The 23,750-nt window shown below is 54.7% G+C and carries 20 protein-coding genes; 8 read left to right on the top strand and 12 right to left on the bottom strand.

The features are described 5' to 3' along the window. Positions 1 to 8 precede the first annotated feature (8 nt). Together OEV49_06395 and OEV49_06390 are read left to right on the top strand one after the other, a co-directional pair. A complete protein-coding gene (locus OEV49_06395) occupies positions 9 to 2,048 on the top strand; it encodes an aminotransferase class I/II-fold pyridoxal phosphate-dependent enzyme (protein MDH3890696.1) in 2,040 nt (679 codons plus the stop codon). 28 nt (positions 2,049 to 2,076) lie between these two features. Next, complete coding sequence (locus OEV49_06390; GenBank protein ID MDH3890695.1) at positions 2,077 to 3,054, top strand: zinc-binding dehydrogenase; 978 nt, start codon at positions 2,077 to 2,079, stop codon at positions 3,052 to 3,054. A 93-nt stretch (positions 3,055 to 3,147) separates the two neighbouring features. Here OEV49_06390 and OEV49_06385 read toward each other — a convergent pair whose 3' ends face one another. The 3 genes from OEV49_06385 to OEV49_06375 all read right to left on the bottom strand — a co-directional run bounded on the left by OEV49_06385 (position 3,148) and on the right by OEV49_06375 (position 7,213). Further along, a complete protein-coding gene (locus OEV49_06385; GenBank protein MDH3890694.1) occupies positions 3,148 to 4,515 on the bottom strand; it encodes an MmgE/PrpD family protein in 1,368 nt (455 codons plus the stop codon). Positions 4,516 to 4,700: 185 nt separating this feature from the next. Then, on the bottom strand, positions 4,701 to 6,671 hold the full coding sequence (gene lysF / locus OEV49_06380; GenBank protein MDH3890693.1) for a homoaconitase: 1,971 nt from the start codon (positions 6,669 to 6,671) through the stop codon (positions 4,701 to 4,703). 8 nt (positions 6,672 to 6,679) lie between these two features. Continuing rightward, on the bottom strand, positions 6,680 to 7,213 hold the full coding sequence (locus OEV49_06375; GenBank protein MDH3890692.1) for an HD domain-containing protein: 534 nt from the start codon (positions 7,211 to 7,213) through the stop codon (positions 6,680 to 6,682). Positions 7,214 to 7,346: 133 nt separating this feature from the next. Between OEV49_06375 and OEV49_06370 the strand changes: the two genes are divergently transcribed. After that, positions 7,347 to 7,502 carry a hypothetical protein gene (locus OEV49_06370; protein MDH3890691.1) on the top strand — a complete coding sequence of 52 codons (156 nt, stop codon included), beginning with the start codon at positions 7,347 to 7,349 and terminating at the stop codon, positions 7,500 to 7,502. Here the strand turns inward: OEV49_06370 and OEV49_06365 are convergent. Next, positions 7,484 to 9,571: a dockerin type I repeat-containing protein gene (locus tag OEV49_06365; GenBank protein ID MDH3890690.1), complete on the bottom strand. Its 2,088-nt coding sequence runs from the start codon at positions 9,569 to 9,571 to the stop codon at positions 7,484 to 7,486. The two genes, OEV49_06370 and OEV49_06365, sit on opposite strands and share 19 nt — an antisense overlap. 189 nt (positions 9,572 to 9,760) lie before the next feature. Here OEV49_06365 and OEV49_06360 point away from each other — a divergent pair, with 189 nt between their 5' ends. Next, the gene (locus OEV49_06360; GenBank protein MDH3890689.1) at positions 9,761 to 10,144 is read left to right on the top strand and encodes an iron-sulfur cluster assembly scaffold protein; all 384 of its coding nucleotides are present in this window, start codon (positions 9,761 to 9,763) and stop codon (positions 10,142 to 10,144) included. Positions 10,145 to 10,606: 462 nt separating this feature from the next. Here OEV49_06360 and OEV49_06355 read toward each other — a convergent pair whose 3' ends face one another. From OEV49_06355 to OEV49_06335, 5 genes are all read right to left on the bottom strand, one after another. Then, positions 10,607 to 11,392 (bottom strand): GNAT family N-acetyltransferase, encoded by a 786-nt coding sequence (locus OEV49_06355; GenBank protein ID MDH3890688.1) that lies wholly within the window; start codon positions 11,390 to 11,392, stop codon positions 10,607 to 10,609. A gap of 119 nt (positions 11,393 to 11,511) precedes the next feature. Further along, positions 11,512 to 12,015, bottom strand: a complete 504-nt coding sequence (locus tag OEV49_06350) for an adenosine-specific kinase (protein MDH3890687.1) — start codon at positions 12,013 to 12,015, stop codon at positions 11,512 to 11,514. Next, on the bottom strand, positions 12,002 to 12,817 hold the full coding sequence (locus tag OEV49_06345; GenBank protein ID MDH3890686.1) for a hypothetical protein: 816 nt from the start codon (positions 12,815 to 12,817) through the stop codon (positions 12,002 to 12,004). Before OEV49_06345 ends, OEV49_06350 begins: the two co-directional genes overlap by 14 nt. A 2-nt stretch (positions 12,818 to 12,819) precedes the next feature. Further along, positions 12,820 to 14,811, bottom strand: a complete 1,992-nt coding sequence (locus OEV49_06340; GenBank protein ID MDH3890685.1) for a peptidylprolyl isomerase — start codon at positions 14,809 to 14,811, stop codon at positions 12,820 to 12,822. 196 nt (positions 14,812 to 15,007) lie between these two features. Next, a complete protein-coding gene (locus OEV49_06335; protein MDH3890684.1) occupies positions 15,008 to 16,222 on the bottom strand; it encodes a TIGR00300 family protein in 1,215 nt (404 codons plus the stop codon). 230 nt (positions 16,223 to 16,452) lie between these two features. Between OEV49_06335 and OEV49_06330 the strand changes: the two genes are divergently transcribed. The 4 genes from OEV49_06330 (at position 16,453) to OEV49_06315 (ending at position 19,723) form a co-directional block, all read left to right on the top strand. After that, a complete protein-coding gene (locus OEV49_06330) occupies positions 16,453 to 17,034 on the top strand; it encodes a DinB family protein (GenBank protein MDH3890683.1) in 582 nt (193 codons plus the stop codon). Between the two features lie 373 nt (positions 17,035 to 17,407). Then, positions 17,408 to 18,523: a GTPase HflX gene (hflX, locus tag OEV49_06325; GenBank protein ID MDH3890682.1), complete on the top strand. Its 1,116-nt coding sequence runs from the start codon at positions 17,408 to 17,410 to the stop codon at positions 18,521 to 18,523. A gap of 52 nt (positions 18,524 to 18,575) precedes the next feature. After that, positions 18,576 to 18,932 (top strand): response regulator, encoded by a 357-nt coding sequence (locus OEV49_06320; protein ID MDH3890681.1) that lies wholly within the window; start codon positions 18,576 to 18,578, stop codon positions 18,930 to 18,932. A 101-nt stretch (positions 18,933 to 19,033) separates the two neighbouring features. After that, positions 19,034 to 19,723: a Crp/Fnr family transcriptional regulator gene (locus OEV49_06315; GenBank protein MDH3890680.1), complete on the top strand. Its 690-nt coding sequence runs from the start codon at positions 19,034 to 19,036 to the stop codon at positions 19,721 to 19,723. A 301-nt stretch (positions 19,724 to 20,024) separates the two neighbouring features. Here OEV49_06315 and OEV49_06310 read toward each other — a convergent pair whose 3' ends face one another. The 3 genes from OEV49_06310 to OEV49_06300 all read right to left on the bottom strand — a co-directional run bounded on the left by OEV49_06310 (position 20,025) and on the right by OEV49_06300 (position 23,571). Next, positions 20,025 to 21,359 carry an HDOD domain-containing protein gene (locus OEV49_06310; protein ID MDH3890679.1) on the bottom strand — a complete coding sequence of 445 codons (1,335 nt, stop codon included), beginning with the start codon at positions 21,357 to 21,359 and terminating at the stop codon, positions 20,025 to 20,027. A gap of 84 nt (positions 21,360 to 21,443) precedes the next feature. Continuing rightward, the gene (locus OEV49_06305) at positions 21,444 to 22,667 is read right to left on the bottom strand and encodes a ribonuclease H-like domain-containing protein (protein MDH3890678.1); all 1,224 of its coding nucleotides are present in this window, start codon (positions 22,665 to 22,667) and stop codon (positions 21,444 to 21,446) included. Then, entirely contained in the window at positions 22,657 to 23,571 is a 915-nt protein-coding gene (locus OEV49_06300) for a HEAT repeat domain-containing protein (protein MDH3890677.1), read from the bottom strand. The genes OEV49_06305 and OEV49_06300 overlap by 11 nt, the downstream gene beginning before the upstream one ends. Positions 23,572 to 23,750: the final 179 nt, after the last annotated feature.

Here is a 23,750-nt window from a genome sequence, read left to right as displayed (position 1 = left end):
ATGATATCATGATAACACAGCCGTTGATTAGCGTCATTATGCCGGCTTACAATGAAGAAGCTGTTCTGGCCGATGCGATTGAAAGCGTGCTGGCGCAGACGCACGATCTATTCGAGCTCATTCTGGTTGATGACGCCTCTACCGACGCCACTTTGTCAATCATGATGAGTTATGCGTCGGTCGATAAGCGGATCAAGGTCATACAGAACCCCGAGAACAGCCGCCAAGCGCTGATTAGGTGGGAACCGCGCAACGACGGCCTGAGGATTGCGCGCGGAACTTTCATCGCCTACCTCGATGCCGATAACAGCTGGTCGGCATGCTTTCTGGAGAAATTAGGGGCCATCCTGATTGATGATGACAGTATCATGCTCGTTCACTGTGATTCGACCAATCATCATTCGGCTGAGGAATGCCGGCATGTGATCAGTATCGACAAGCGTCGGTTGGTCAGCCACGATGAAACTACCACGCTGTTTTCGTACGAGAAGCTTGAACCGTCGAAGCTGGGCTATGAGATTTACATCGATACCAATGAAATCATGCATCGGTCGAGTATCTTTGCCGGACTCGGCTGTCTCTGGCGTACCGAACATCCAAGCAGAGAGAACATCAACTGGTACCAGGGTTCACGGCGGCCCTATCGACGACACAACGATCTCGATCTCGTCCAACGGGTGATCGACGTCTACGGTGTCGACAGCATCCATCACCTGGCCGAACCATTGGTTGACTATTATTATCCGTCGGCTGAACGACCGGCAACAAAGGGTCGTGCTTTCGGAGAGTCCGTCGGAACCAAAGCGCCTATCAGCCCCGATGTCGCCCGGCGATTGGACGACTTGAACGTTGCGCATTTCTACGGACAGTATCTCGGCACCAACCAAAGGGCAAATGTGATCCGACATGACTTCGGTTTGGGCGAGATCAAAGGTGTCGAGGGTGTCAACCTCGTCAGGTGGTATAAAGAGTTCATTGACTCCGGTGGCCCCGGTGAGCGCATGCTTAAGTACGGCGGGACGGCTGGATTGAATACATTGTTCGAACAACTGGCCGCCGGCTACAATCGATTCCTCGGCTCCACTGAGCTTAAAGACGTTGCCATCACCGCCTTCGATGGTTGTCACAATGCTATCTATACCGCCGTTTCGGTTCTCGCAGGACCTTCGCTGCACAGCGGTCGCCACGCCATTGCCTATGCCGTCCCCGCCTATCCTTATTGGTCCATCACGGCGGCCGCTCGGCAGGATAGTCTGCCTATAACGGCCTACAACATGACCGACTTTATAAGCGCATTGGAGCGTACAGAGGCACACGTTGGTGCTATCATTGTTAACAGTCCACACAATCCTATGGGTTGGGTACTGACTGCCTCGGAGGCCGTGGCTATCAACCGCCTGGCACAACGTCGGCAGTGCGGCATCATCGCCGATATCGCCTACCACAGTTTTGAGGATACCTCGGATCAACAAGCGGGGCTGGCGGCTTTGGACCCACAGCGTACAGTTTATTGCGACAGTGTTTCCAAAACCTGGGGCATGCCCGGGTTGCGACTGGGATTTGCCTTTACCTACAACCGTGAACTCTCGGCAGCATTGCGAGCGGTGAAAAGCGGGCAGTCGCTGCTGCCATCCAGTATCAAGCAAACGTTTCTGCATTACCTGCTGATGCACCACGCCGATGGACCCAGCCAAATCGCTGAGACCATCTGCAACCGAAAACAGCTCGCCTGGAATACTCTTAGACAAGCAGATCTGGCCGAACATGGAATGGAACTGGTTGCAACGCACGAACACGGTTTCTACGTGATGATCTATATTGACAAACTGTGCCAACGGTCCGGGCTGACACCCCGCCACATAGCGGAGCACCTGGCCAGGGAGCATTCGATACGGGTCATGGCCGACGAATCGTTTTTCCCGGTGTCTCTGCAAGCTCGGATACCTCGCCGATTTCTTCGGCTGTCGTTCGGATGCATTGAAGCGGTCGAAGCGGGCATCGACGTTTTGTTGGAGGCCCTTGTTTCTCTCTGGACCGATCACCAGTGACTCGAATAATCAGTGTACGATGACATCCATGCTCCTCCACATTCTTGAACGTCCGCACCGTTTGCAGACAATAAGTGTTCCGGTGCCGCTGCCTGCTGCGGGCCAAGTACGGATTCGGGTTGGATGTGTCGGTATCTGTGGCTCCGATCTCGAGGTTTTCACCGGCCAAAGAGAAGCACCGAAGAGGCTCAGTCATCCGGTGATCGGTCACGAAGTATCGGGTGTTGTCGACCGGGTGGGCGACCATGTTTCGGGATTCGTCGCTGGCGACCAAGTGAGCGCGGTCCAGACCTGGGGTTGTCTGACCGATTTCGTGTTGGCACGGCCCGCTCACATGCTGAAACTACCGCCAACCATGGACCTTCGGGAAGGATGTCTGATGGAGGCCATGCCGGGCGTTATGATGGCCGCCGAGCGCACCGGTATCAATGCAAACAGTGAGGTGCTCATCGTCGGCCAGGGTCTGAGCGGCCTGTTGCTGACACGAGTCGTGTCTCTTCATGGCTGCCGCCGGTTGGTGGTGGTCGATCCGGACCCGGTGAAACTCGATCTGGCTGAGCAGTTTGGCGCCCAGGCTACAGTGGCGCTGAAGTCGGACGTTGGTGCCGATGAACTTCGGAAACTCTACCCGGACGGTTTTCATGTCGCCATCATTGCCACGCCCGGCTCGGATGCAATCAATCACATAGTGCCGCTCATGCGCGAACGAGGGCGGATTGTTTTCTATGGCGGACTTCAATCGGAAGCACAGCTGGACCTCTATGCGATGCACCGTAAGAACATTTCGCTGATCAAAGAGGGGATGTTTGTCACCGGGGTTAGAGAGACACGTCGTCTGTGGCAACAAGCGTTGCAGTTGACCATTGATGGCAGGTTACCGCTGGAACGTTTGCGCACTCATGTGTTCCCCATGGATCGTGCCCAGGAAGCGTTTGAGTTGCGCGCGGACTCCGACGCTCATTCCATCCACGTTGTGCTGGTTAACAAGTGGGTGGATAACGCTTAGCTTGTTCATGCGCCGACAGCGCGCATGCTTCGACAGCGCTCGGCATGACAATGTTGACTATTCTACAGCAATGTTCCCGCGATGCATTGCTCTCTACACCACAAACTTCTGCATGAGGTCCCGGACGTTCATGTTCTCGCAGGCGAAAATAGTATCCTTGATCTCACGCTGACGGTCGGCAGACAGCAACGAGTCGGACAAGGCGTTGAACTTGGCCGTCAGATCGTCCATGGTCATCGGCTCGCGCGGGTCTCCCTTGGGATATTCCAGATACTCCGAGAATTCTTTGCCGTCGGTCGTTTTCACCACCACTTTCGAAGGTTGCTTGGCCGGGAACATCTTTTCGAACTCTTCTGACGCCACCCCTTTGATCTTGTCGATCACCGACCAGATGCGTTCGTCTTTGAGTTTCTCGTCGGAGAACGAATTGGTGGTGATCTGATGGTCGACCAGCGCCGCAGCGATACAGTATGGTAGCGAATGGTCGGCGGTCTCGCGCGACTCCGGGCGATACTTATGCGGATCGAAGAGGATATCGCAGGCGCGAGCAATAGATGTAATGGTCACTTCTTCAATCTGGTCATACGAAATATTATTGCCGCGCACAACATTCAAGGTCGCGGAAAGATGGGTGTGAGTCAGCGCCTCGGTCGGGAATGCCTTCATGGAACATTCGAGAATCTTGTAAGACTCGCCCAGCCCAGCCAGCAGTTGGTCGTTATCCCAGTCGGGTCCGAAAACATCCATGAAACCTTCCTTGCCTTCGAAGACAGCTTCGGTGCCTGAGTATCCTCTTTGTGCCATCAGGGCAGCGAATACACCGGACTGCACGGCCATCGGGTCGACTGTGTTCTTCATCATGGTCAACTTGCCCGCAGTCGGACAACCGATGGTATGATTGTGGGAGCCGTTGATGCCGATGGCCATCACCATCTGATCTTCAGTGAGACCCAACAATCTCCCCGCGACAACGGGTGACACAAACTGGGTGAGCGTGGCGTGGTGCCATTTACGTTCACGCACGCCCGGCACTGCAAACAAGCACATACGTTGTTCGAACTCGTAGGCGAGCACGATAGCAACGATAACTTCGTGCATGGAAGCATCGACCATCTCGCCGACCGCCAGTGCGGCCGGTATCAAGTCCGACGGATGCGAAGGGTCTTCTTTCCAATAAATGTCGTTGAAATCGAGCGCGCGCACCATCAGGGAATTCACCAATGTGGCATTCACCGCCGGCATCTTGTCACCAAAGGCCAGGAGGCAAGCCTCTTTCTTTCCACCCATGCCGCTGTAAATGTCGCGGAGGATGTTGACGTCTTTGGTGTGGTAGCCGCCGTAGGCGCAGCCGACCGAATCGTACAGGTATCTTTTTACTTCGTTGATGACTTCCGCAGGCAGGTCTTCGTATTTGAGGCCGAGTGCAAACTCTGCTATCTGTCTTGAGATTGATTTGTCCATTCTGTTTCTGTCCTTATCTACTTGTTGCTGATCTTCTCTATCCCGTCATGCCAGTCGGAGTCGCGGCACAATGGTAGTCCATTCATCTGTCACCCCCTCGCAGGCGGGGGTCCATCTTTTGCTTCACGCTTCGATTCCGCTCAGGGTGACAGGCCGGCGCGTTGCGCAAAAAAGTGATTTATTACCTACAATCTCTCCTTCACCCACGCTTCCAGCCCACCGGCGACGATCAACTCCTGGGCGGCCGCGCCGAGCGGTGCCAGTTTGTACTGCTTCCCATCGGCGGTAAGCTTGGCTGAAGCGAAGTCGATTGCGGCTTTGATACCGGTAGCGACCGTAAGCTTGTCGGTGCCGCACTTGTTTCTCAAATCGCGCACCAGCTCCGGCGCTTCGATAGCCAGGAAGCCGTTGTTGATGGCGTTGCGTTTGTATGTTTCGCTGAACGAACCGGCCAACACCAGTCGGATACCTCGGTATTTCAGAGCTGTCGCAGCCTGCTCGCGCGAACTGCCGGTGCCGAAATTAAACCCACCCACCAGAATGTCACCCTCTTTGGCCAGTTTGCCGAATTCCGGATCATAGTTTTCCATCGCGACTTCTGCCTGCTGCTGAGGTGTGAAATCGTCGATGTAGGTATACTTGCCGGGATAGATGCCGTCGGTGTTAAGGTTATCCTGAAAACAGGCGATCATGTCGCCGTCAATTGTGACCGGGAAACCGTCGACAATCGAAACCGCTGCCGAACCGGTAGCCGGTTTTTCATTGGTGCGTATGTCAGCTATTGGACCGGTGTTTTCAAACTCAGCAGGCGCGTCAATGTATCCTGCGATAGCCGAGGCAGCCACAACCGAAGGTGACGCCAGATAGGCTTCGGCATGCTTGGAACCCATGCGTCCCCTGAAATTGCGATTAGTGGCCGAGATACCTGTCTCACCATCTTCGAGCAAGCCTACACCAAGACCAATACAGGGGCCGCATCCCGGCGACAGCGCTATAGCGCCGGCTTCCACAAGGGCCTGCCAGTCACCACGTCCTTCGCTTTCGGCCTGCACCTCGCTTGATGCCGCCGCTATGTAAAACTTCACACCCTCGGCCACATGTTTTCCGCGCACCGCCTCGGCCGCCTGAGCGAGATCGTCTACCCGACTGTTGACACACGAGACAAGGTAGGCCTTCTGAATTGCAACGCGGCGCGCGCGCATCTCGTTGATCGGTGTCATCGTCTTCACATTGTGCGGCCCCGAAACGTGTGGTACCACAGACTCAAGATCGAACGAAAGATGTTTGGCGTATGTCGCATCATTATCGGGAGCCAAAACATTCCGCTTCAATTGATCCAGTCGCCGACTGTTCAAACGTGCGTTTTCTTCATCGCCGTCGGCATCCGACGGCACCCCGGCCGGTCCGCGTCGGGCGAGATGCGATGTCCGTTGGGCAAGCCAGTCGAGAGTAACTTCGTCGACCGGAAAGAGTCCCACCAAAGCGCCCCACTCGGTGGTCATGTTGGCGATGGTCAAGCGCTCATCGAGAGACAGAGAGGCGATGCCGCCGCCGGAGAATTCTATGGCGTGGTTGAGAACTTCGTCTGAGTTGAAGAAACCGCACAGCGTAATGATAACGTCCTTCCCGGTAACACCCTGTTTGAGCCTGCCGTGCAGTTCGCATTTGGCTACCGGGGGCACTTGCCACCAGGTGCGACCGGTGGCCCAAATAGCGGCGGCGTCGGTACGCACTATCGGCGTGCCGAGACACCCAAGTCCTCCGTACATATTCGAATGACTGTCCGAAGCCACCACCATCGTCTGAGGCCAGGCATAACCTTCCTCGCACATGATCTGATGTCCGATACCACGACCGGCCGGATAAAAGTCCACACCCATCTCATGCGCGAACGATTCGATCTTTTTATACTTGGCTATGTTGGCTTCGCTTGTGTCCTGCACGTTGTGGTCAAGGGCATAGACCGGCTGGCGCGGGTTGGCGATTTTCGTGGCACCGATACTTTTGAATTTCGGAATCACAGCGCCCGTGTTATCGTGGGTCAGGATGTGCTCAGGACGAATCGACAGGTAGTCACCGCTGTGAACGACGTGTCCATCCGATAGATCCACGGCAAATCGTTGAGCGATCTTTTCGACCAGGTTTTGCGCAAGCATGATGGACCCTATTTCACCAGTTCGAAATCTATGAAGTCGGCGTGATGGAAGATAATGCTCTCGGGTGATCGTTTTTCGCCGACCCCTTCTTTGGAGTGCGTCGCGATCACATGCATCACTTCCGACGGCAGACCATGTTTGAAAGCCAGACCGACCCCGGAGAAGGGATGACGAATATGTCGACCATACTCTGATTTCCTGGGTTGATCATCGACGATTTCAAATTCCAACAGTTTACCCACGTCGGCCAACAAGGCGCCGGCGATCAGGTAGTCACGGTTCACCATGGTTGCGTTGGAACCATGTACCTTGGTGAGCACATCATTGCATGCGATGCACATTTGGCATACGGCTCTGACGTGATCGATAAAAGTGATTTTCACGTTTTCGGCCAAAAGGGTGAAGGGGATGTTTCGCAACAACTCTTCACTCCAGCCCCGAAACTGGATAGCGTCATTCCAGCAGGTAATCACTTGTTCTTTCAGTTTTCCATCTTTGATCTCATCGACTTCCGGTAGCAGTCTTAGCACCAGATCACTCATAACAACCTCACTCGCTAACAGTTCTTTTCTCTCGTGCGTGGTGTACGTTCTCGTGCACCACGTCAATCCCGGGGCAACCCGAGAAAACCACCTTCACACGACCGGTCGTCCTGAAAACGGAGTCGCGCAGGGGATGCTAATAATATCAGCCGAGGGGCTGGAAATCAAACGGATTCTGCTGTTTTGTGTTGGCGGAATTCCAGTAAAAAAGCCACTCCCAATTCAGGGAGTGGCCGAAGAAAACTGTCTGAAACCAGCCGAGCCGACTAACTATCGATCGAACATGTAATCGATTAGTATCAATAAGTCAGAAATGTCCAGGAACCCGCTTTTATCCATATCCGCACCGGCCAGGATCATCGGTGCCGGTCCGGATTGGAACTGGTAGTCGATCAGGTAGATCAAGTCGGCAATATCGATCTGACCATCCAGGTTGACATCCCCCACCAAAAGTCCAATCAGACGGACCAACCCGGTCTCGGTGAAGTCACCACCGTCTGTGAACTGACCGGAAACCGTGTAAGGCGTCAGAGTGGTGTCATACAACGGCATGTTGTTCTCGATAAAATCCCCGATCGGTTCGGTAATCTGCAACACTTCGCCGACGAATCCAGGGAAGGTCGGGATAACTTCTGTGCCGGTGGGGATCAGTGTTCCGTTTATCACGACCGAAGCAGGGTCCACATCGAAAGCGCTGTGGCCATCGGTGAAATTTCCCAGGTAGAACAGCGCCGATATCGGATCGACCCGGTAGGCGTCCACCATGCGCATGGGATCGGGGCGCGCAATCGTCGTGTAGTCAGCCACGCCGACCTGCAATTGGACGGCCACGTCGCAAGTGTCGCCGCCGCAACTGTTACTGGCTGTCACCGTGAATCGGTAACGACCCGTGGTATCCGCATGGAAGCAAAGCTGCCCCTCCTCCCAAAAACCACCACCCACAACACCGATTCCGGTAGCATTGCTGATCGGCAGATCGACACACACCAGACCGGCATCCTCAATAAACACGGCCAGGTCGCCGCCCGGGCAGTCGATAGCCGGCGGCTCGATAATTGTCATGTCCAGCAGTACATGGCAGGAGTCAACTCCGCATTCGGTTTGGGCGATAATCGCGATGTCAAGCGGTCCGGAACCTTCTATCGGGACACAGACCTGACCCAACTCCGGCACCCATGAACCTATCGGTAACACTGTGACGTTGGCTGTATCCGGACTGATCTCGACCGGGAAACAGTATACCTGAGTACCGCAGATAGTATCGATGACAGACTCCGGGCATTCTACTACAGCCGGTTCACCCTCAATCACCATTATCAGCGAATTGTTGGTGTCGGCATCGCCGCAGGCATCGATGGCGATTATCGTCAGGTCGAACAATCCGGCCGTATCCGGCACGAAACAGTAATTGATTCCGTCAACATAACCGGGAATGCTGAAGATGGTATCTATCACCTCGGCCTCGCTACTTTCGACATGGAACACAGTACAGAGTGGCGCCCCCAGATCACAGACCACAACCGAGTATTGGGCTCCGGACATTCCGACCAACGGATGGAAATTCACGTGCGGGGTGACCGAGAAAGTACAGGAGTCAACTGCTTCCCCTGAGCCAGCAACCAACGTGATTTCCATAGTCGCCTGCGAGTCTTCAATGCCCAAGTCCAGACAGACCTGGCCGTTTTCGATATAGGCCGGCTCACTGGCGGTTACCCAATCGGCGTTGGCAACTTCAAACGGAAAACAGACAGTACCCGGATCGCACAGGAAGACACTCGTGTCGCCCGGGCAGGTTATCTCGGGGTTACTGGCCGCTTCACCGACCGTGTAACAGTGCGGTCCGTCCCATCCCGGGAAGACATCCGGCCCCGCCCATTTCCAAACACCGGATGGCGGATAGTAAGCCGAGTCCAGACAGATTTCACCTCCGTTGTAGGCAGCGTCGATGGGTCCGATTTGAATTGTGTAAGCTACGTCGTCGAACCCGGCCGGCAACCCGGTGGAAAAGAACTTGAAACCACCAAATCCAACCGTATCCTCACCCATGCCGTCGGCGCTGAAGTAGCTGATAAAGAAGCCGCCGTCAAACTGCGCTTTGCCCAGCGTTCCGGTGGTATCTCCAACCGTACCACCCCATTGGGCGCCGGTCGATGATGATACCACGAAGCCGTTGGTGGCGCCGCCGTGGCTGTCGTTATCGCTGGTTACACGGATATAGAATGTCACCGGGACACCCATTTCGAGTCCGCCGCCGGCATTGAGTCCATCGACATGGTCAAGTGATAGTGACTGTCCCCAAGCCATGCCACCCGACAGTAATGTCATCAAGGCGGCCAGCAAAAGTGCCCTTGTCTTCATTTTAGGTCCCTCCTGGGATCTTCTCGTGTGACTCTTTCTGTTTTCATCGAGCGTACTGGTCGTAGTAAATGTGAACGCCCAAAGTAGTATCTTCACCTACAATATAGCTTAGAACCCGAGTATGTCAAGCGGCACAGAAAACCGGGATAAGGATTGCCTTTTAGCCAAAAATCGTTACCATGGGAGCCTATGTACAACGAAACGGTGATGAAACACTTTGCAAATCCTCGCAACACCGGCGAGATCGACGAAGCTGACGGCGTCGGCACGGTCGGTAATCCCAACTGCGGCGACATGATGAAGCTCTACATAAGAGTTGTCGACGGACGTCTCGTAGAGGTGAAGTACAAGACCTTCGGGTGCGCTGCCGCTATTGCCAGCAGTTCGGTGGCCAGTGAACTGGTCAAAGGAAAGAGCCTGGAGCAAGCTTTGTCGGTCAAAGCCGAGGACATAGTCGATTTATTGGACGGTCTGCCGGATGAGAAAGTTGCCTGCTCGGTGATCGCGCCGGATGCTATCCGTGCTGCCGTGGAAGACTATCGTAAGAAAGCTGCGGGCAATTCACCGACATAAGCAATCTTGTAGGTCAAGTCTCTCTTTTCTTGGAGGCCTGACACAATTGTCAGGACCACAAGAGTTCTGATTTCCCTCAGTAGAGCGGATGGATTCCCGCTTTCGCGGGAATGACATAACACAGAACTCTTTTGTAGGGCAGGTCTGTCCTCAGACCTGCCGATAGTGGCGGGTTCGAAGATGTACCTGCCAAACTTCGGTAGCCCACCCATAGGCCTTGCGGCGGGTGGGTTAATTCTGACCGTGCAGCCTTCAAGTCTGTCATGCCGGACTTGATCCGGCATCCATATTTCCCTGTGCTGTCATGCGAACCCGCGTGACAGCTCTTGTAGGTAAGGCTCCGTAGTAAACCCGTCCCAAACAGGGTTTGAGACGGCCACCCGACGAGACTAAGTTCATGCTTCGACTCCGCTCAGCATGAGGTTGTGTCAGGACTACGAGGGTCCTGACCTACCACGGTCCTTACTGCCTGACAAACAGCCCCTCTTCGTATTGGTGGACAATCGCGAAACCCAACTTCTCATAGCATTTTATGGCGGCCATGTTGTCGGCCTTAACGTTTAGGCAAACGCATCCACGCCTTTCCGCTACCAGTTCAGACACCAGGTGCGCTGTCATCAAGGTCCCCAGGCCGCGGCCACGATCAGCCGGCATCGTTGCAATGTTGCCCAATACCGCTATGTCGTACTCGACCGAATAGACATGCAAGCCGGCGGCGGCCAACAACTGGTTGTTTTCGAAGTAGCCGAAACACTTTCCGGTGTCAAGCATGCGTTGATCGAAATAGCTGTCCGGGTATGCCTCAGCGTAGAACGATTGTAGCATCGACAGATGCGACCGGTCGAAGCGGTCAACAGCATCGGAGCGTGGATCATTGGGCGGTGGTGTGTAGTCTTTCAATTGCATCTTGAGATGCGGTCCGAACGCTTGAATCTCAAACGCTTGGGCCAACAGTTTGCGTTGTGCCTTTTGAAAATGACAGAAGAACCTACCCGGAAGGTCTGCGATTGAAGCCTCGACAAGAGAATTAAATTCGTTTGACACACCGAAAGCGAGCACGGTTGGTGTCGATGGACCTTTGTAGATCAGTAGCGCTTCGTCGATTACGCCGTCGTCGGTTTGATATACCAACCATTGACATTTTGGGAAGAAGAAATCGTCCAGGTCACCTATATGATAGGCATACAGCACCGGGTCCTTGCGGAAGTGTTGCTCCAAGGCGGCTTTGTCGGTACTTGTGGAGATCATGGTGATAAATCACCCATAAATGGGTTCCTAGCGCTTCGCGCCTTCCCAACCTCAGCCTGAGCGGAGTCGAAGGGCCTGTCATTCCCGCGCAGGCGGAAGTGACAGACGGGTGTATCCCCCTACCGCTTGTACCCAATCTTCTTGAGGAATTCGACGCGCTCGGCTTTGTCATCATCGGTCTCGATACCCAACGGAGTCTCGCCGTCGATGACACCAAGCACACCACGACCCTGATTGGTTTCGGCAATCAGCACCTGAAGCGGATTGGCCGTCGCACAAAAGATGCGACAGACCTCGGGCACCGCTTTGACCCGGTTGAGCACGTTGATCGGGAAACCATCGCGCAGATAGATGAAAAAAGTATGCCCGCAGGCAACATCGAAAGCAGCCGATGATGCCATTTCGATCAATTCGGGATTGTTACCGTCGGTGCGGATCAAGCGTTTCATCGAAGCTTCACAAAAAGCAATCCCGAATTTGAGCGACATCGACGACGACACCAGCGCCTCATATAGATCCTCGACCGTCTTAATAAAATGCGACATGCCGAAGATCACGTTTGCATCGGCAGGGATTTCCACCTGCACGATTTTGGTCTTGTAATCAGTTTCAATCCTGGCCATCATTATCCTCGAAAATAGCGCTGTCGAATCCTGAATTTATCTGCCCATTGGTGTAGTACTCGGTGCCGGAGAATTTCACTCCGATTAGGAACATGGCTTTGCCTCGTCCATTGATGTCGAACTGTCGCGGGAGCCAGTGCCCCTCCGGGGTGGGTCCGAACTTGATCGACATATCCAACTGCTTCATTTTGAACATCAGGTTGCTGGTCAGTTTGGCCGGTGTGAAGTCTACCCGCACCAGATGAAAAGATTCGGAGTCAAAATAGTAGTCACCGTTTATTCGCGTGGCATCTTTTTCTTTGCAACTGATTTGAAAGTGATGACACGACCTGCCCTCGACCAGATCGCCCGGCACACCCACGTACACGATGTCGTAGAAATCCCGTTCGCCCTCATGAAATGGTGTCAAAAGCTGCCAGGAGACATCTTTGGATTTGCGTTTGATCTTTTTCGACAACCGTTCAGCAGCCTCTTTCCTGGTCTCTTCATCGTCTTGCAGTTCCCCCTCTTTGTAAAACTGCAGATACTGGTCGTGCATCAGCGTAGTATCCGGCAGGTACTTGATGTAAATCTTTTTGACAATTCGGACCTTCTGTTCAAACTCCCCTTCGTCGTTGGTTTCCCCTTCGACATACTCTCCGTCAAGGATCAGGTCGTTGATCTGCTCGGCCTGTTGAGCATCGATCATCAGAATAGTCTCGATCAAGGCGTGGGGGTCTATCGCCTCTGTCTGAGACGTGATCGACGCCTGAGCGAGGCCGGCCAAAAGGAGACATGAGGACATTAGCGACGTGATTTTCATACTCAACCTTCCTGAATGACTATCTTTTGAATAAGGTCACCGCGCACGATTTGGTCGACCACTTCCATACCAGCGGTCACCTGGCCAAAAACGGTGTAGCGCGCTTCCAGGCGCGGTTGGGGTGACAGCGTTATGAAAAACTGTGAGCCGCCGGTATCCTGGCCGGAGGTGGCAATACCCACGGTGCCGCGCTGGTACGGCTCGCCGGAGTATTCGCATCGTATCTGCCATGGCGGACCACCCCAGCCGTCCCCGCGCGGGTCGCCGCCCTGCACGACAAAGCCGGGCACCACACGATGAAAGACCAGGCCGTCGTAAAGCCCGCTCTTGGCCAGTTCGATGAAGTTCAAGACGGTGAGCGGCGCTACGTCGTAGAACAGTTCCAGTTCAACATCACCTTTGCTGGTGCCGATAACGGCATACGGATTAGGCTGGTACTTTTTGAAACCTTCGTGAATAGCGTCGATCTCTATGCGGGCCGGGGCCGGAGGGACTATACCAAATCGATCCTCCCCCAGCACATCCTTGTAGACAATGGCCGCCTCCCGCCTGACGATGTACTCCGAGTCCATCAGGGAGTTCATCAGTATCAATGTGGCGTCGGCGTTCTCTGTCTCTTGATCGAGAAAGGCGCGAGCCACCTGCACCAGCGACCGGCGCAGATCAATCTCCAACACCGAGGCAGTCGCCATCATACCACTCAACTGAGGCAGATAGGATGAAAGCCGCGCGGACTGTATATGATCAACGGCCAAAGTTTGCAGCACCCAGTCCGGATCGGCCAGCGCTTTCTTAATATAATAGTCCTGGTTGTTCTTATCGATCTTGAGCAGGCCTGCAAAAGCCGCCGCCCGCACCCAGGGATCATCGTCGTTAAACAGCCCGGCCAGTCTCGGGATGACATTTTTCCTGGCTATCAAGGCATATCCTTCGGCTGCGGATTTTCGCAAAAACGGGTCCGGTTCGGCGGCCAGCGAATCGAGCAGGTTGACCGCTTTGTCTTTAACCCGCGAGGCCAGGTAGACTGCGGCCGCCGCCGTCACATTGGCCGGCTGGACGGTTTCCAACAATTCCCAGGTTGTCTGCACGGCTTCGTTGTTTTCCTGCAACCTGAGACCGTCCATGAGAGAGCCCATCAGCTTTTCATCCCAGCCGGACTCGACCCGTTTGGCCAGTTGATCTTTTGCTTTTTTGTCTTTGCTGCGGCTAAGTTCATTGACTGCCTCGGCCACCACGTTGGGATCAGAGTCATTGAGCGACATTTGCAACAGATGGAGCACCTTGGACGACCCCGAGCGGCCCAGACCTCGCACGCAGGTTTGCCGCACGAACGGATCGGTGTCGGCCAGATTGTCGACAAACAAATCATTTGCCTGGGCAATCTCCATCCGGGCCAACGCATAGAGTCCAGCAGCGCGCACCAAATCGTCGCTTTCACTCTTAAGATGTTTTATCAACAGCGGCGCCTGTGCTTTGGCCTTGGCGTTCAAGAGTGCATAGCAGATGGCTTCGCGCACATCCGGCGAGGGATGGTCCAGGAATTCCGCCAACCGTTCGGTGACGCCAGTTGTGCTGCTGTCGACCAACCGACCAACTGATGCAATCACTTTGGCCGCGGCCGATGACGGCAGATCAAGGGCAACATCCAGAAGTCGACCGGCGTACTGCGACTGGTGGGTAAGTCCCATGGCCAGCCCGGCCGTTCCGGCCAGATCGATGGACTCATCGGAGATCATGCCGAAAAGCAGATCGGCTGCTTTCTGACCACCGATCCGCCCCAAAGCCATGGCTGCGCGCGCGCGGACTTCCGGCGACGGATCATCAAGATAGCCCTTAAGCTTGTCCGATACCACCCGACGGTCTTCATCGTGAACTATCTCGGCCATTCGTTCGTTGACACTGCGCTCGCGGAATTGGTCGTACAGATAGTAGGCGGCCGCGGCAAACAGGGCAACAACGATTAGAATCGCCAGTTTTTTCAGCAAGTTCTTCATCGGCGAAAAATCTACCCACTGCCGACAAGGCCGTCAATGTTTAATCTGAAATACATGTGGGCGACAAGTGGAATCCACTCGTGGCCGTCCTCGACTGCCCATGCTCCTACTGCTTTCTGCATGACGTCTCCACGGCGCACGAGGACGTACACCACGCACTGAATATGAGCAGTAATTTCCTGTCTTGCGAGCCGTTCTATTGGCCGTTCAACAGTCGTTCGGCAAGTAGGTGCAGGAATAGACCGACATCGGTTACAATACCGATGGTCTGAAGAGAACCACGATCCTTGAGCTTGGTCACGACCGAAGGATTAATATCGACACAGACTGTGAGCACCCGCGCCGGAAGCATGTTGCCCACCGCTATCGAGTGCAGCATCGAGGACAACATCAGGACCACGTCGACTCCTTCGAGCAGTTTTGAATGGTGTTCCTGAGCCTGATTCATGTCGGTGATAGTGTCCGGCAACGGGCCGTCATCTCGTAGCGACCCGGCCAGCGAGAATGGCAGGTTGGCTTTCACCGTTTCGTACATGATACCTGATGTGAGTGAACCTTCAGCCACCAGCCCGGCAATCGATCCGGCCCGCCGGACTTCGTTGATCGCGCGCAGATGGTTGCGGTGGCCCATCTCGACCGGACGGCCGCTTGTGAGATCAATACCCAACGACGTCCCCAGCAGCGCAGCTTCGATATCGTGCACGGCCAGCGCATTACCGGCCAGAATGGTATGTACATGACCATGTTTGATCAAGCGGGCCAGATCGGGCGCACCGCCGGTGTGCACGACCACCGGTCCGGCCACCACGGCCACTCGCTTGCTGTCCTCACCGATTGTCTGGGCCACCCGGTCGACCGCCAAACGCACCTTGCGCTCAGACGAGACTTCGCCGGACATGAATCCAAAATCGTCGCGGTCGCGGCGCGCGAACTCAGGCTTGACTTTGATACCCGACAAGCCAAGAACGATCTTCTCACCCTTTTTGACATCGCGAAACTTCTTCACCGTCGCGTAGTCGTTGTCTACTACGATGACGCCGTCCATGCGTAGCTCTTGTACGGACAGCCATTTGCCGCCCAGGTGGATTTCTGTTTCCTGATTGGTGGTGCTGTAAAACTCCGGCGGCACGACACCATCGGCGGGCGCCGGGCTGAGTCGGATTTCTTTTTCTTCATCGACCACACAGCCGAGCGCCGACAGTTTGAGCAGGATTTTATTCATGGCCACCGCGTCCGGGGCGGCGACTTTAAGACAGGCCTGTGAGAACTCGTCGTTGTTGCGTCCGATCTCGAACTTGAGCATCTCGAACTGACCGTTGTCGGAAATGATCGTATCGAATATTCGACGCATCAATCCGGAATCGATCAAATGACCTTCGGTGGTGACGATTTTCTCTATCCTTTTCGGCATACAGTTGTTATCGGACAATGTCGGTTGGTTTTTACTGCCCCCAGCCCAACCGATATGCACTATGTACAGCCCTGGTTTTGAAGAAAACTCAGCGCCAACGCTTTAGTACCCAACCAAATTCATAGTTGCGTTGTTGCGTATTGATTATGTTCCTGATCAGGCGAGGAGTTCCTCTTGAACTCAGGGGATGATGGAGTCAGAGAAAGCAAAACCAATCAGAGGTTACTGAAATGAAGCACGAAATCAAACTTCCCCGTGGCTACGACCCGAAAACGCAGACAAAAGTTGGCCTATTCGCCGCCCAATTGGACGATCAACTGAAGCGACTGAAGAACAACGTAAAGGGACTCACCATCAAACAACTGGAATGGCAGCAGAAGCCGGGAATGAATACCATAGGCATGTTACTGGCGCACCTGGCCCTGGTGGAAGTATGGTGGATCAGGATAGCTCCCAAAGGCATTCCCTGGCAGCCCGACGGCAAGAAGTTGATTCAGAAAGCCTGTGGTTTCGAAGACGACGGATTGCCAATGCCGCCCAGTGGTCGACACTCGAAGTACTTGAAGGGATACTCCCTCGAAAGATACCTGAAAATCCTGGCCAAAGTGCGGCGATCTATTCACCGTGAAATGAAGGTTTGGCGTGACCGTGATCTTGACAAGTTGTATGCCTTGGGCAGCAGGCGAATCTCCCGGATGTGGACGCTGTACCACGTGCTCGAACATTTCGCTGCCCACTTTGGCCAGGTACTGATGCTCAAGCACCTCATGCGCGACGCCGGCGTACTGCCTCCTGCAAAGAAGAAGAAATAGACTCATAGGTCAGAAGTCGGTGGGTGGCCGACAGCTTGCTGTGGGATGACCGCAGAAAGCCACCACCTCATGCCGAGCGGTGTCGAGGCATGAACTAGTGGTAGACGCAAATCCGCCCGGACTCTCAGTGGTGTTGGGCGACCCCGCCCGACACCTGCCGAATGCCGAGCGCAGACTTCTCTTCGTCCCCTCTTGAGAGGGGTGGCCCCGCTTCGGCGGGGGCGGGGTGTGTTCTTTCGCGGCAGATGTGGACATCTGCCGCGCACTTGGCCGGGTGGCCCACAGCTTGCTGTGGGAACTGTTGGCAGCCACACCACATCCTGGACCTTCAATTCGCATTGGAGAATTAGTTTTCCCTGCGTATATTAAAGCAGTGGTCATCGATAACACCAAAAACGAAACCGAAAAAGCCATACTGGTCGGTCGCGCCCCGGATTCCCGGCAACGGGCTGAAGTCGAAGCTTCGCTTGAGGAGCTGGCCCGGCTCACTTATACCGCCGGGGCCAAGATCGTAGCCAAACGTATCCAAACCCGGCCACGCCCGGACCCGGCCATGTTCATCGGCAAGGGTCTGGTGCAACAGTTGAAAGAACAACTTGAGTCCGATGGTGCCAACTGTGTCATTTTCGATGACACCCTCAGCCCGGCTCAGCAGCGCAACCTCGAAAAAGCGCTGGATGCAAAGGTGATCGACCGTCCGATTTTGATTCTGGATATTTTCGCCAATCAGGCCCGCACCCGGGCCGCTCGTTTGCAAGTGGAGTTGGCCCAGCTTGAGTACACGCTGCCACGGTTGACCGGCGCATGGGTTCATTTCTCGCGCCAGTACGGCCAGATCGGCTCCAAGGGACCGGGTGAAACGCAGCTGGAAATCGACCGTCGGCAGGTTCGCACAAAAATCGCCCACCTAAAAGGACTGCTTAAGAAACTCGACAAACAACGTTCGACCCAGCGCAAACAACGCCAGAAGATGTTCAAAATCGCTATGGTCGGTTATACCAACGCCGGTAAATCGACCCTGTTCAACCTGCTGACCCGGGGCGGTGTGACCACGGCCGACCGGCTCTTCACCACCCTGGATTCAACAACTCGGCAGATGGTCAGCCGACATCCAATCAACGTAGTTATCTCAGACACGGTCGGTTTTATCAAAAAACTCCCGCATCAATTGGTAGAATCGTTCAAATCGACCCTTGAAGAGGTCAGTCTGGCCGACCTTTTGATACATGTAGTCGATTGCTCCGCCGTAGACTTTGAGCAACGCTTCCAACAGACACGCCAGGTGCTGGCTGACATTCAGGCTGAAAGGGTCCCTTACCTGTTGGTGTACAACAAGATCGACCTTAATTCGGAGTTTGTACCGCCAACTGCCGATGCTACCACCAGCTTTCTGGTTTCAGCTTCCAAGAAAGTGGGGATTGCCGCTCTACAAACGGAATTGATCGCCCGCTCCCAGCACGGCCCCAGGAAAAACGACCGCCAGAGCTAAGTTTTCGCGCCTTTTCTGCCGATTATATTCAAAAGAGCAACTGGGAAGAAGTATGACCAAGTCTATTTTGATCGTTGACGACAACCCCAACATGTCCTCGCTCCTATCGGAAATGCTCGAAGTTTTCGATTATGAGTCGGTCAGAGCAGCCAACGGCAGCGACGCTCTGGAACAACTGGCCGATGGTGAGTTTTCGTTGGTAATCACCGACATGCGCATGCCGAAAATGACCGGTATGGAACTCTTGCGTGAGGTCAAAGAGAGGTTCCCCAAAATCCCCGTGGTGCTCATTTCCGGCTACTCAGTCGGAGACATGGAGACCGAAGAGTCCACCGCCAAACCGGACGGCTTTCTGGCCAAACCGTTCATGATGTCCGACATTGAAAAATTGCTGAATAGTCTTCTGTAAGCAAAAAACTCTTTCCGCCTTTTCACATTTTCCTTATCAAGAACTCTGATCTGTGCGTTTGTCTCTTTGAGACTTCAGTTAATTGCACAAGGATTTTAGTTATGCAGCAAATATTGAAGATGTCGCATCTGTTCAGCGAATTGGAGGATCGTTCGTTGAATGAAATCGCCTCCGCCTCAAGCCTGAAATCCTGCGACCCCGGAGACACGTTTTTTTTCGAGGGTGATCCGGTTCATTCGTTTTTCATTGTTGGTTCCGGTCGGGTAAAAGTGTTCAAGCTTTCACCGGACGGCAAAGAACAAATCCTGATGGTGGCCGAACCGGGGGACAGCTTTGCCGAAGCTGCGATGTTTGCCGGGGGGCGGTATCCAGCTTCGGCCACGGCCCTGGAACGATCTGAGGTACTGGTGGTGAACCGCGAACGGTTTGTCGGCATTCTTCAGCGAGAGCCCGGCCTGGCACTCAACATGATCGCACGACTGTCTGAGCTGCTCAGAAGCCTGACCAAGCTGGTCGAGGGTCTTTCTTTGACCGATGTTACCACCCGACTGGCCAAACATCTCCTGGACCTGATTCCCGACACGGACAGTAATGAAGCGACGGTGACTTTGAACGAAAAGAAAACGATACTGGCTTCCAAGCTGGGTACTATCCCCGAAACGCTGTCGCGTTCTTTGGCGCGGCTTTCCCGCGAGAAGATAATTGCAGTCGAAGGCGCTACTATTCGCATTCTCGACCGCCAGCGTTTGCAGCAGCTGGTCGAAGGCAACTCAACCGGCGTCCACCCATAAATGGCCCATAAAAGGGCTTTATTCGCTTCGCACCTGTTCATGTCATGCCGAGCGGAGTCGAGGCATGGGTGGTGTCGCGGCATGGGTGGTGTCGCGGCGACCTCGCCCGACACAGGTACCCCACCTAGAGCCTTGCGGCAGGTGAGTTTTTTACCGAAGACCCCACCAAAACCTCGGTGCATGTCATTCCGGCGAAGGCCGGAATCCAGGTCTGTATTCCAAGACTGGATGCTGGCCTACGCCAGCATGACGTGGGCAAAGGCGTAGCGCTTGAAACCCATTTATGGGCGATTTATCACCGCTAAGTAGATTGTGGGGGAGGTTTTGCAACTGCTGCGGCCGAGTGGCCCCGTTGCAAATGGTCCAGCTGTTTCTTGAGACGACCCTCCAAATCAATGATATAGGTGTCGTCGTGGTATACGGTGGTTTTGAATTTGGTCAACTCCTGAAGCTCGGCGATAACCGATGTGATAGTGTTGACACCCTCAACGATCGTGCTCATGGCACCGGCCGCCTCACCGTTGGGATCACCGATTTCATCGCTTTTAATCTTCAACTCAATTAGTTGCGCCCGCCCGAGAATGGTGGCCGAAGCGTTGTTGATATAATGATTGAAGGTGGCCGTGATCGTCTTGAGCGCTTCCAGGGTGGCTTTCTCCATCTGGGCACGAGCTACTTCCTGTTGCATCCGCCGGTTCTCGCTGAGCAGATTTTCTACCGAGAGATAGTGTGAGTAGATAATCCGATTTGCCTCTATCAGCAACTCTTCGGGCGATCCGATTTCGATTTCAAGGAACTTTGCTTCCTCTATGAAAGCCGACAGCAGGTCTTCCTGTAATTGCACCAACCTGGGCGGCGCCAGTTCCAGAGCGGCGGATAGGGTCGACATACTCTCGGCATTCTCAGCCAGTTCCGGCCGTACTTTGGCGATCGTAAACCTGGAAACCAGATTGGCCAGCGAAACGATCTGTGCCGGACGCAACTCCGGATCGGTGCTCTCGGTTAATATCTGGCTATGATGATGTCCCACCGCCTCACATATCACCGCCGGCAGGCCCCATTGTTCCAACAAGAATTGACCGATCCGAGCATGGTTGGTGCCCCAGATATGCTCTTCCAATTCACTGATTGATTCACCGGCTTCGGCCTGTTTCCAGATACGCTGAAACTTGTCCGGGAACGATTTTTCCAGGATCAGTATGCCGATATCGTGCAGCAAACCGCAGATGAAGGCCTCCTCCGGGTAGGCATAACCGCTCTCACGGGCAATCATCCGAGCCGCCATAGCCACTTCCAGTGAGTGTCGCCAGAAACGCTGCCGATCCACCGAAACCTGCCACTGCCCCGACAGATCATAAATCGAACTGGACAAAGCCAGAGCGGAGATAGCCCGCGTGCCCAGAGTCATGGCTGCCTGAGTGACGGTGGTAATCTCGCGACCGGCGCCGTAATAGGGACTGTTGACAATACGCAGCAACTTGGCTGTCAGGGCCGGGTCCTTCACCAGCACGTCGGCCAGATCACGAGTGGAAGCGTTCTCGTCTTTGACAATCTTCAGCACTTCGGCCAGTGTCTGTGGCAGCGACGAGAGTTCTTTGTGGTCTTTCAGAATCTGTTCAAAGATATCATTGGTCATAGTAATCCGCCAGTAATCGTTCCTAATAGTTCTATCGGTAGGTAACGGAACCTATTGAGAGCTTTTGGCAGAAAAGAGCGTCGATCAGCCCTTTATCCTGGTCGTGAGCCGCTTGATTCGATGCTTCAAGCTATCCCGATGACTCTTGCCGTAGGGGCAGATGCGCTGCGCCATCTTGGCAAAGCGTAGAGCTTGGTGGTAATCCCGGGTGGAATGCTCGAAGTGTTTGGCCAGTTCCAGATTGGCCCAATATGCCTCGCGACTGTCACCGCCTGAGAGTGAGCGCCAAAGCGAAGCTGCCTGCTCTTTTTCACCGGCCCGCTTGAAAGCCTGAGCCTGGAACAAAGCCACGTCCGGCTGCGCAACACCCGGCTGGATCTCCTCGCGGCGACGACACAAATCGACCACCTTGTGGTGATATTTACGCCTTGAGTAAACTCGCGCCAGAGAATGCAAATCATCGGCTGAGTCAAGTGTGGAACCATCGCTGGCAAAAGCCTCTGCGACCATAACAGCAAGAAACCACAGGCTGACGATATCAAGCCGATTGTGCTCCAGCACACCGAGCAAACCGTCAAGCCGGCGCGTGCCAAGCCAGTCGAAATAGATCGACGGTATCAAGTAGCCGGGGACATCATCTTGGCGATAAAACTCAAACAGTTCACGCTCGACGTTGGTCAGCGAGCAATCTCCCAGCCGCCTGCGGAACAATCGTCGTGCTGCGTGCAAAAGATCGAGATGGTCGGCCATGGCCAGTTCACGAGCCACTCGATTGACAATCATGCGGCCCCGCAGAAGCGGCAGATCGAATGCGGCGCCGTTGTACGTAACCAGAGTTTTGTCGGACGAAAACTCTTCCTGCAGCGCTTCGAGCATAGCAGCCTCATCGGAGTAGTCAGGCATCAAGTATTGACGCACCTCGAAGCCGTTTTCGGTCACCGAGCCACATCCAACCAGGAAGGCAACCGCTCCACTACCGCCCAACCCGGTGGTCTCGGTGTCGACGAATAATAGCGAAGATACCTCCGCGCTGCCCGGTAGTTCTTTCATGGCAAAAGCAGAGCGGGCCAGCGAGCGGCCGAGTTGTTCGGTCGGCAACTGAAGCCGCCCATGACGATAGGCGCCGGAGTAGAATGTACGAACCAGACAGTAAGCACCGGCATGATTGGTTATCAGTTCACCGGCCAGGGCTTGCGCCAGTGTTTTGTAGTGCTCGGGGACGTTGGTGGTTGGCCGGTTCTTACTCTCGTCGGTTGTGATCAGTTTGTCAAGACGGCGCAGTTTCTTGTGCAGCTTGTTATCGTTCATGAGCGAGAGAACCGGTAGCGGAGATCATCTTTAGGCGAGCCAAACGATCCGGTTCGCGTTCGGCAAAGAACTCGCTCACTTTGGAGCCGTTGTCACCGGCGGCATGAGTCAGAGCCAGGACGGCGTGGGCGCGTCGGTCGGGGACCGCCGAGTGAGCCTGGGCCAGCAAAACAGCAACACACCTTGGTGTGCCTAACCGCCCGAGTATGCGACAGCTCAAGGAGCCCAACAATGGATCGGATGCATCGATGGAATCGGTCAACGCTTCGACTACTGCCGCCGTGTCCAGACTCAAAAGTGAATGTTCGGCGGATAGCCGGGCGCCATAGAAACCGTCTGAAAGCAGATGCACCAGTCTGGCGATACCTGAATTGGCGGCCAGCTTGCCTGCCGAGACAGCCGCTGCTTTGCGCACTTGTCCGATACTGTCGAGCAGCGCTTCCACCACCACCGAGGCGGCGGCCCGGTCACCGATTTTGCCCAAAGCTCCAATGGCCTGATCTCGCACCTGCCAGCGCGGATGATGTCGGACTTCAATCAGAGGCTGCACCGCGGCCGAATCGGCAATGTCCCCTAACGCCCAACAGACTCGCTGCACCACCAGTCCATCCGACAGGTTCAGTGCCTCCACCAACAGCGGCACGGCCGGGCTGCCGATTCGTTTGAGGACATGAATCACCGTCCACCGTTCGCGGGCCGATTTGGTGGTGAATTTGTCGATAAGGTGGGGCACCACCTCGACACCCATGGCGGCGATTGAATCCTTGGCCGGCTCGACCATATCTCTGAACTGGACTTCGCCTGATGATGCTATCATGAACAGAGAGTCAAACTTCTGCTGGACACTACCGGATGCTTGCGACTGAGTCACCATACCCAATAGTAACAGGCAGATGGTCGCCATGACTATCACATTTGAGCTTGTTGAGAAAGCCCTTGCCGCATGTTGCGGCGGGTCCTGCGCAGTCGCGTAAGCGAATTCGTGTGACCCGCAGCCACTTTGGGTCACGTTGCTCGTTGTCGGGTCACAACCACGCCTCCGGCGTGTCCAAGACCCGACACAACGGTTCGGGGGCACCGCAC

This window comes from Candidatus Zixiibacteriota bacterium, assembly GCA_029860345.1.
In the GTDB taxonomy this organism is placed as follows: Bacteria; Zixibacteria; MSB-5A5; order GN15; family FEB-12; genus JAJRTA01.
This window is presented reverse-complemented; position numbering and strand designations above follow the sequence as displayed.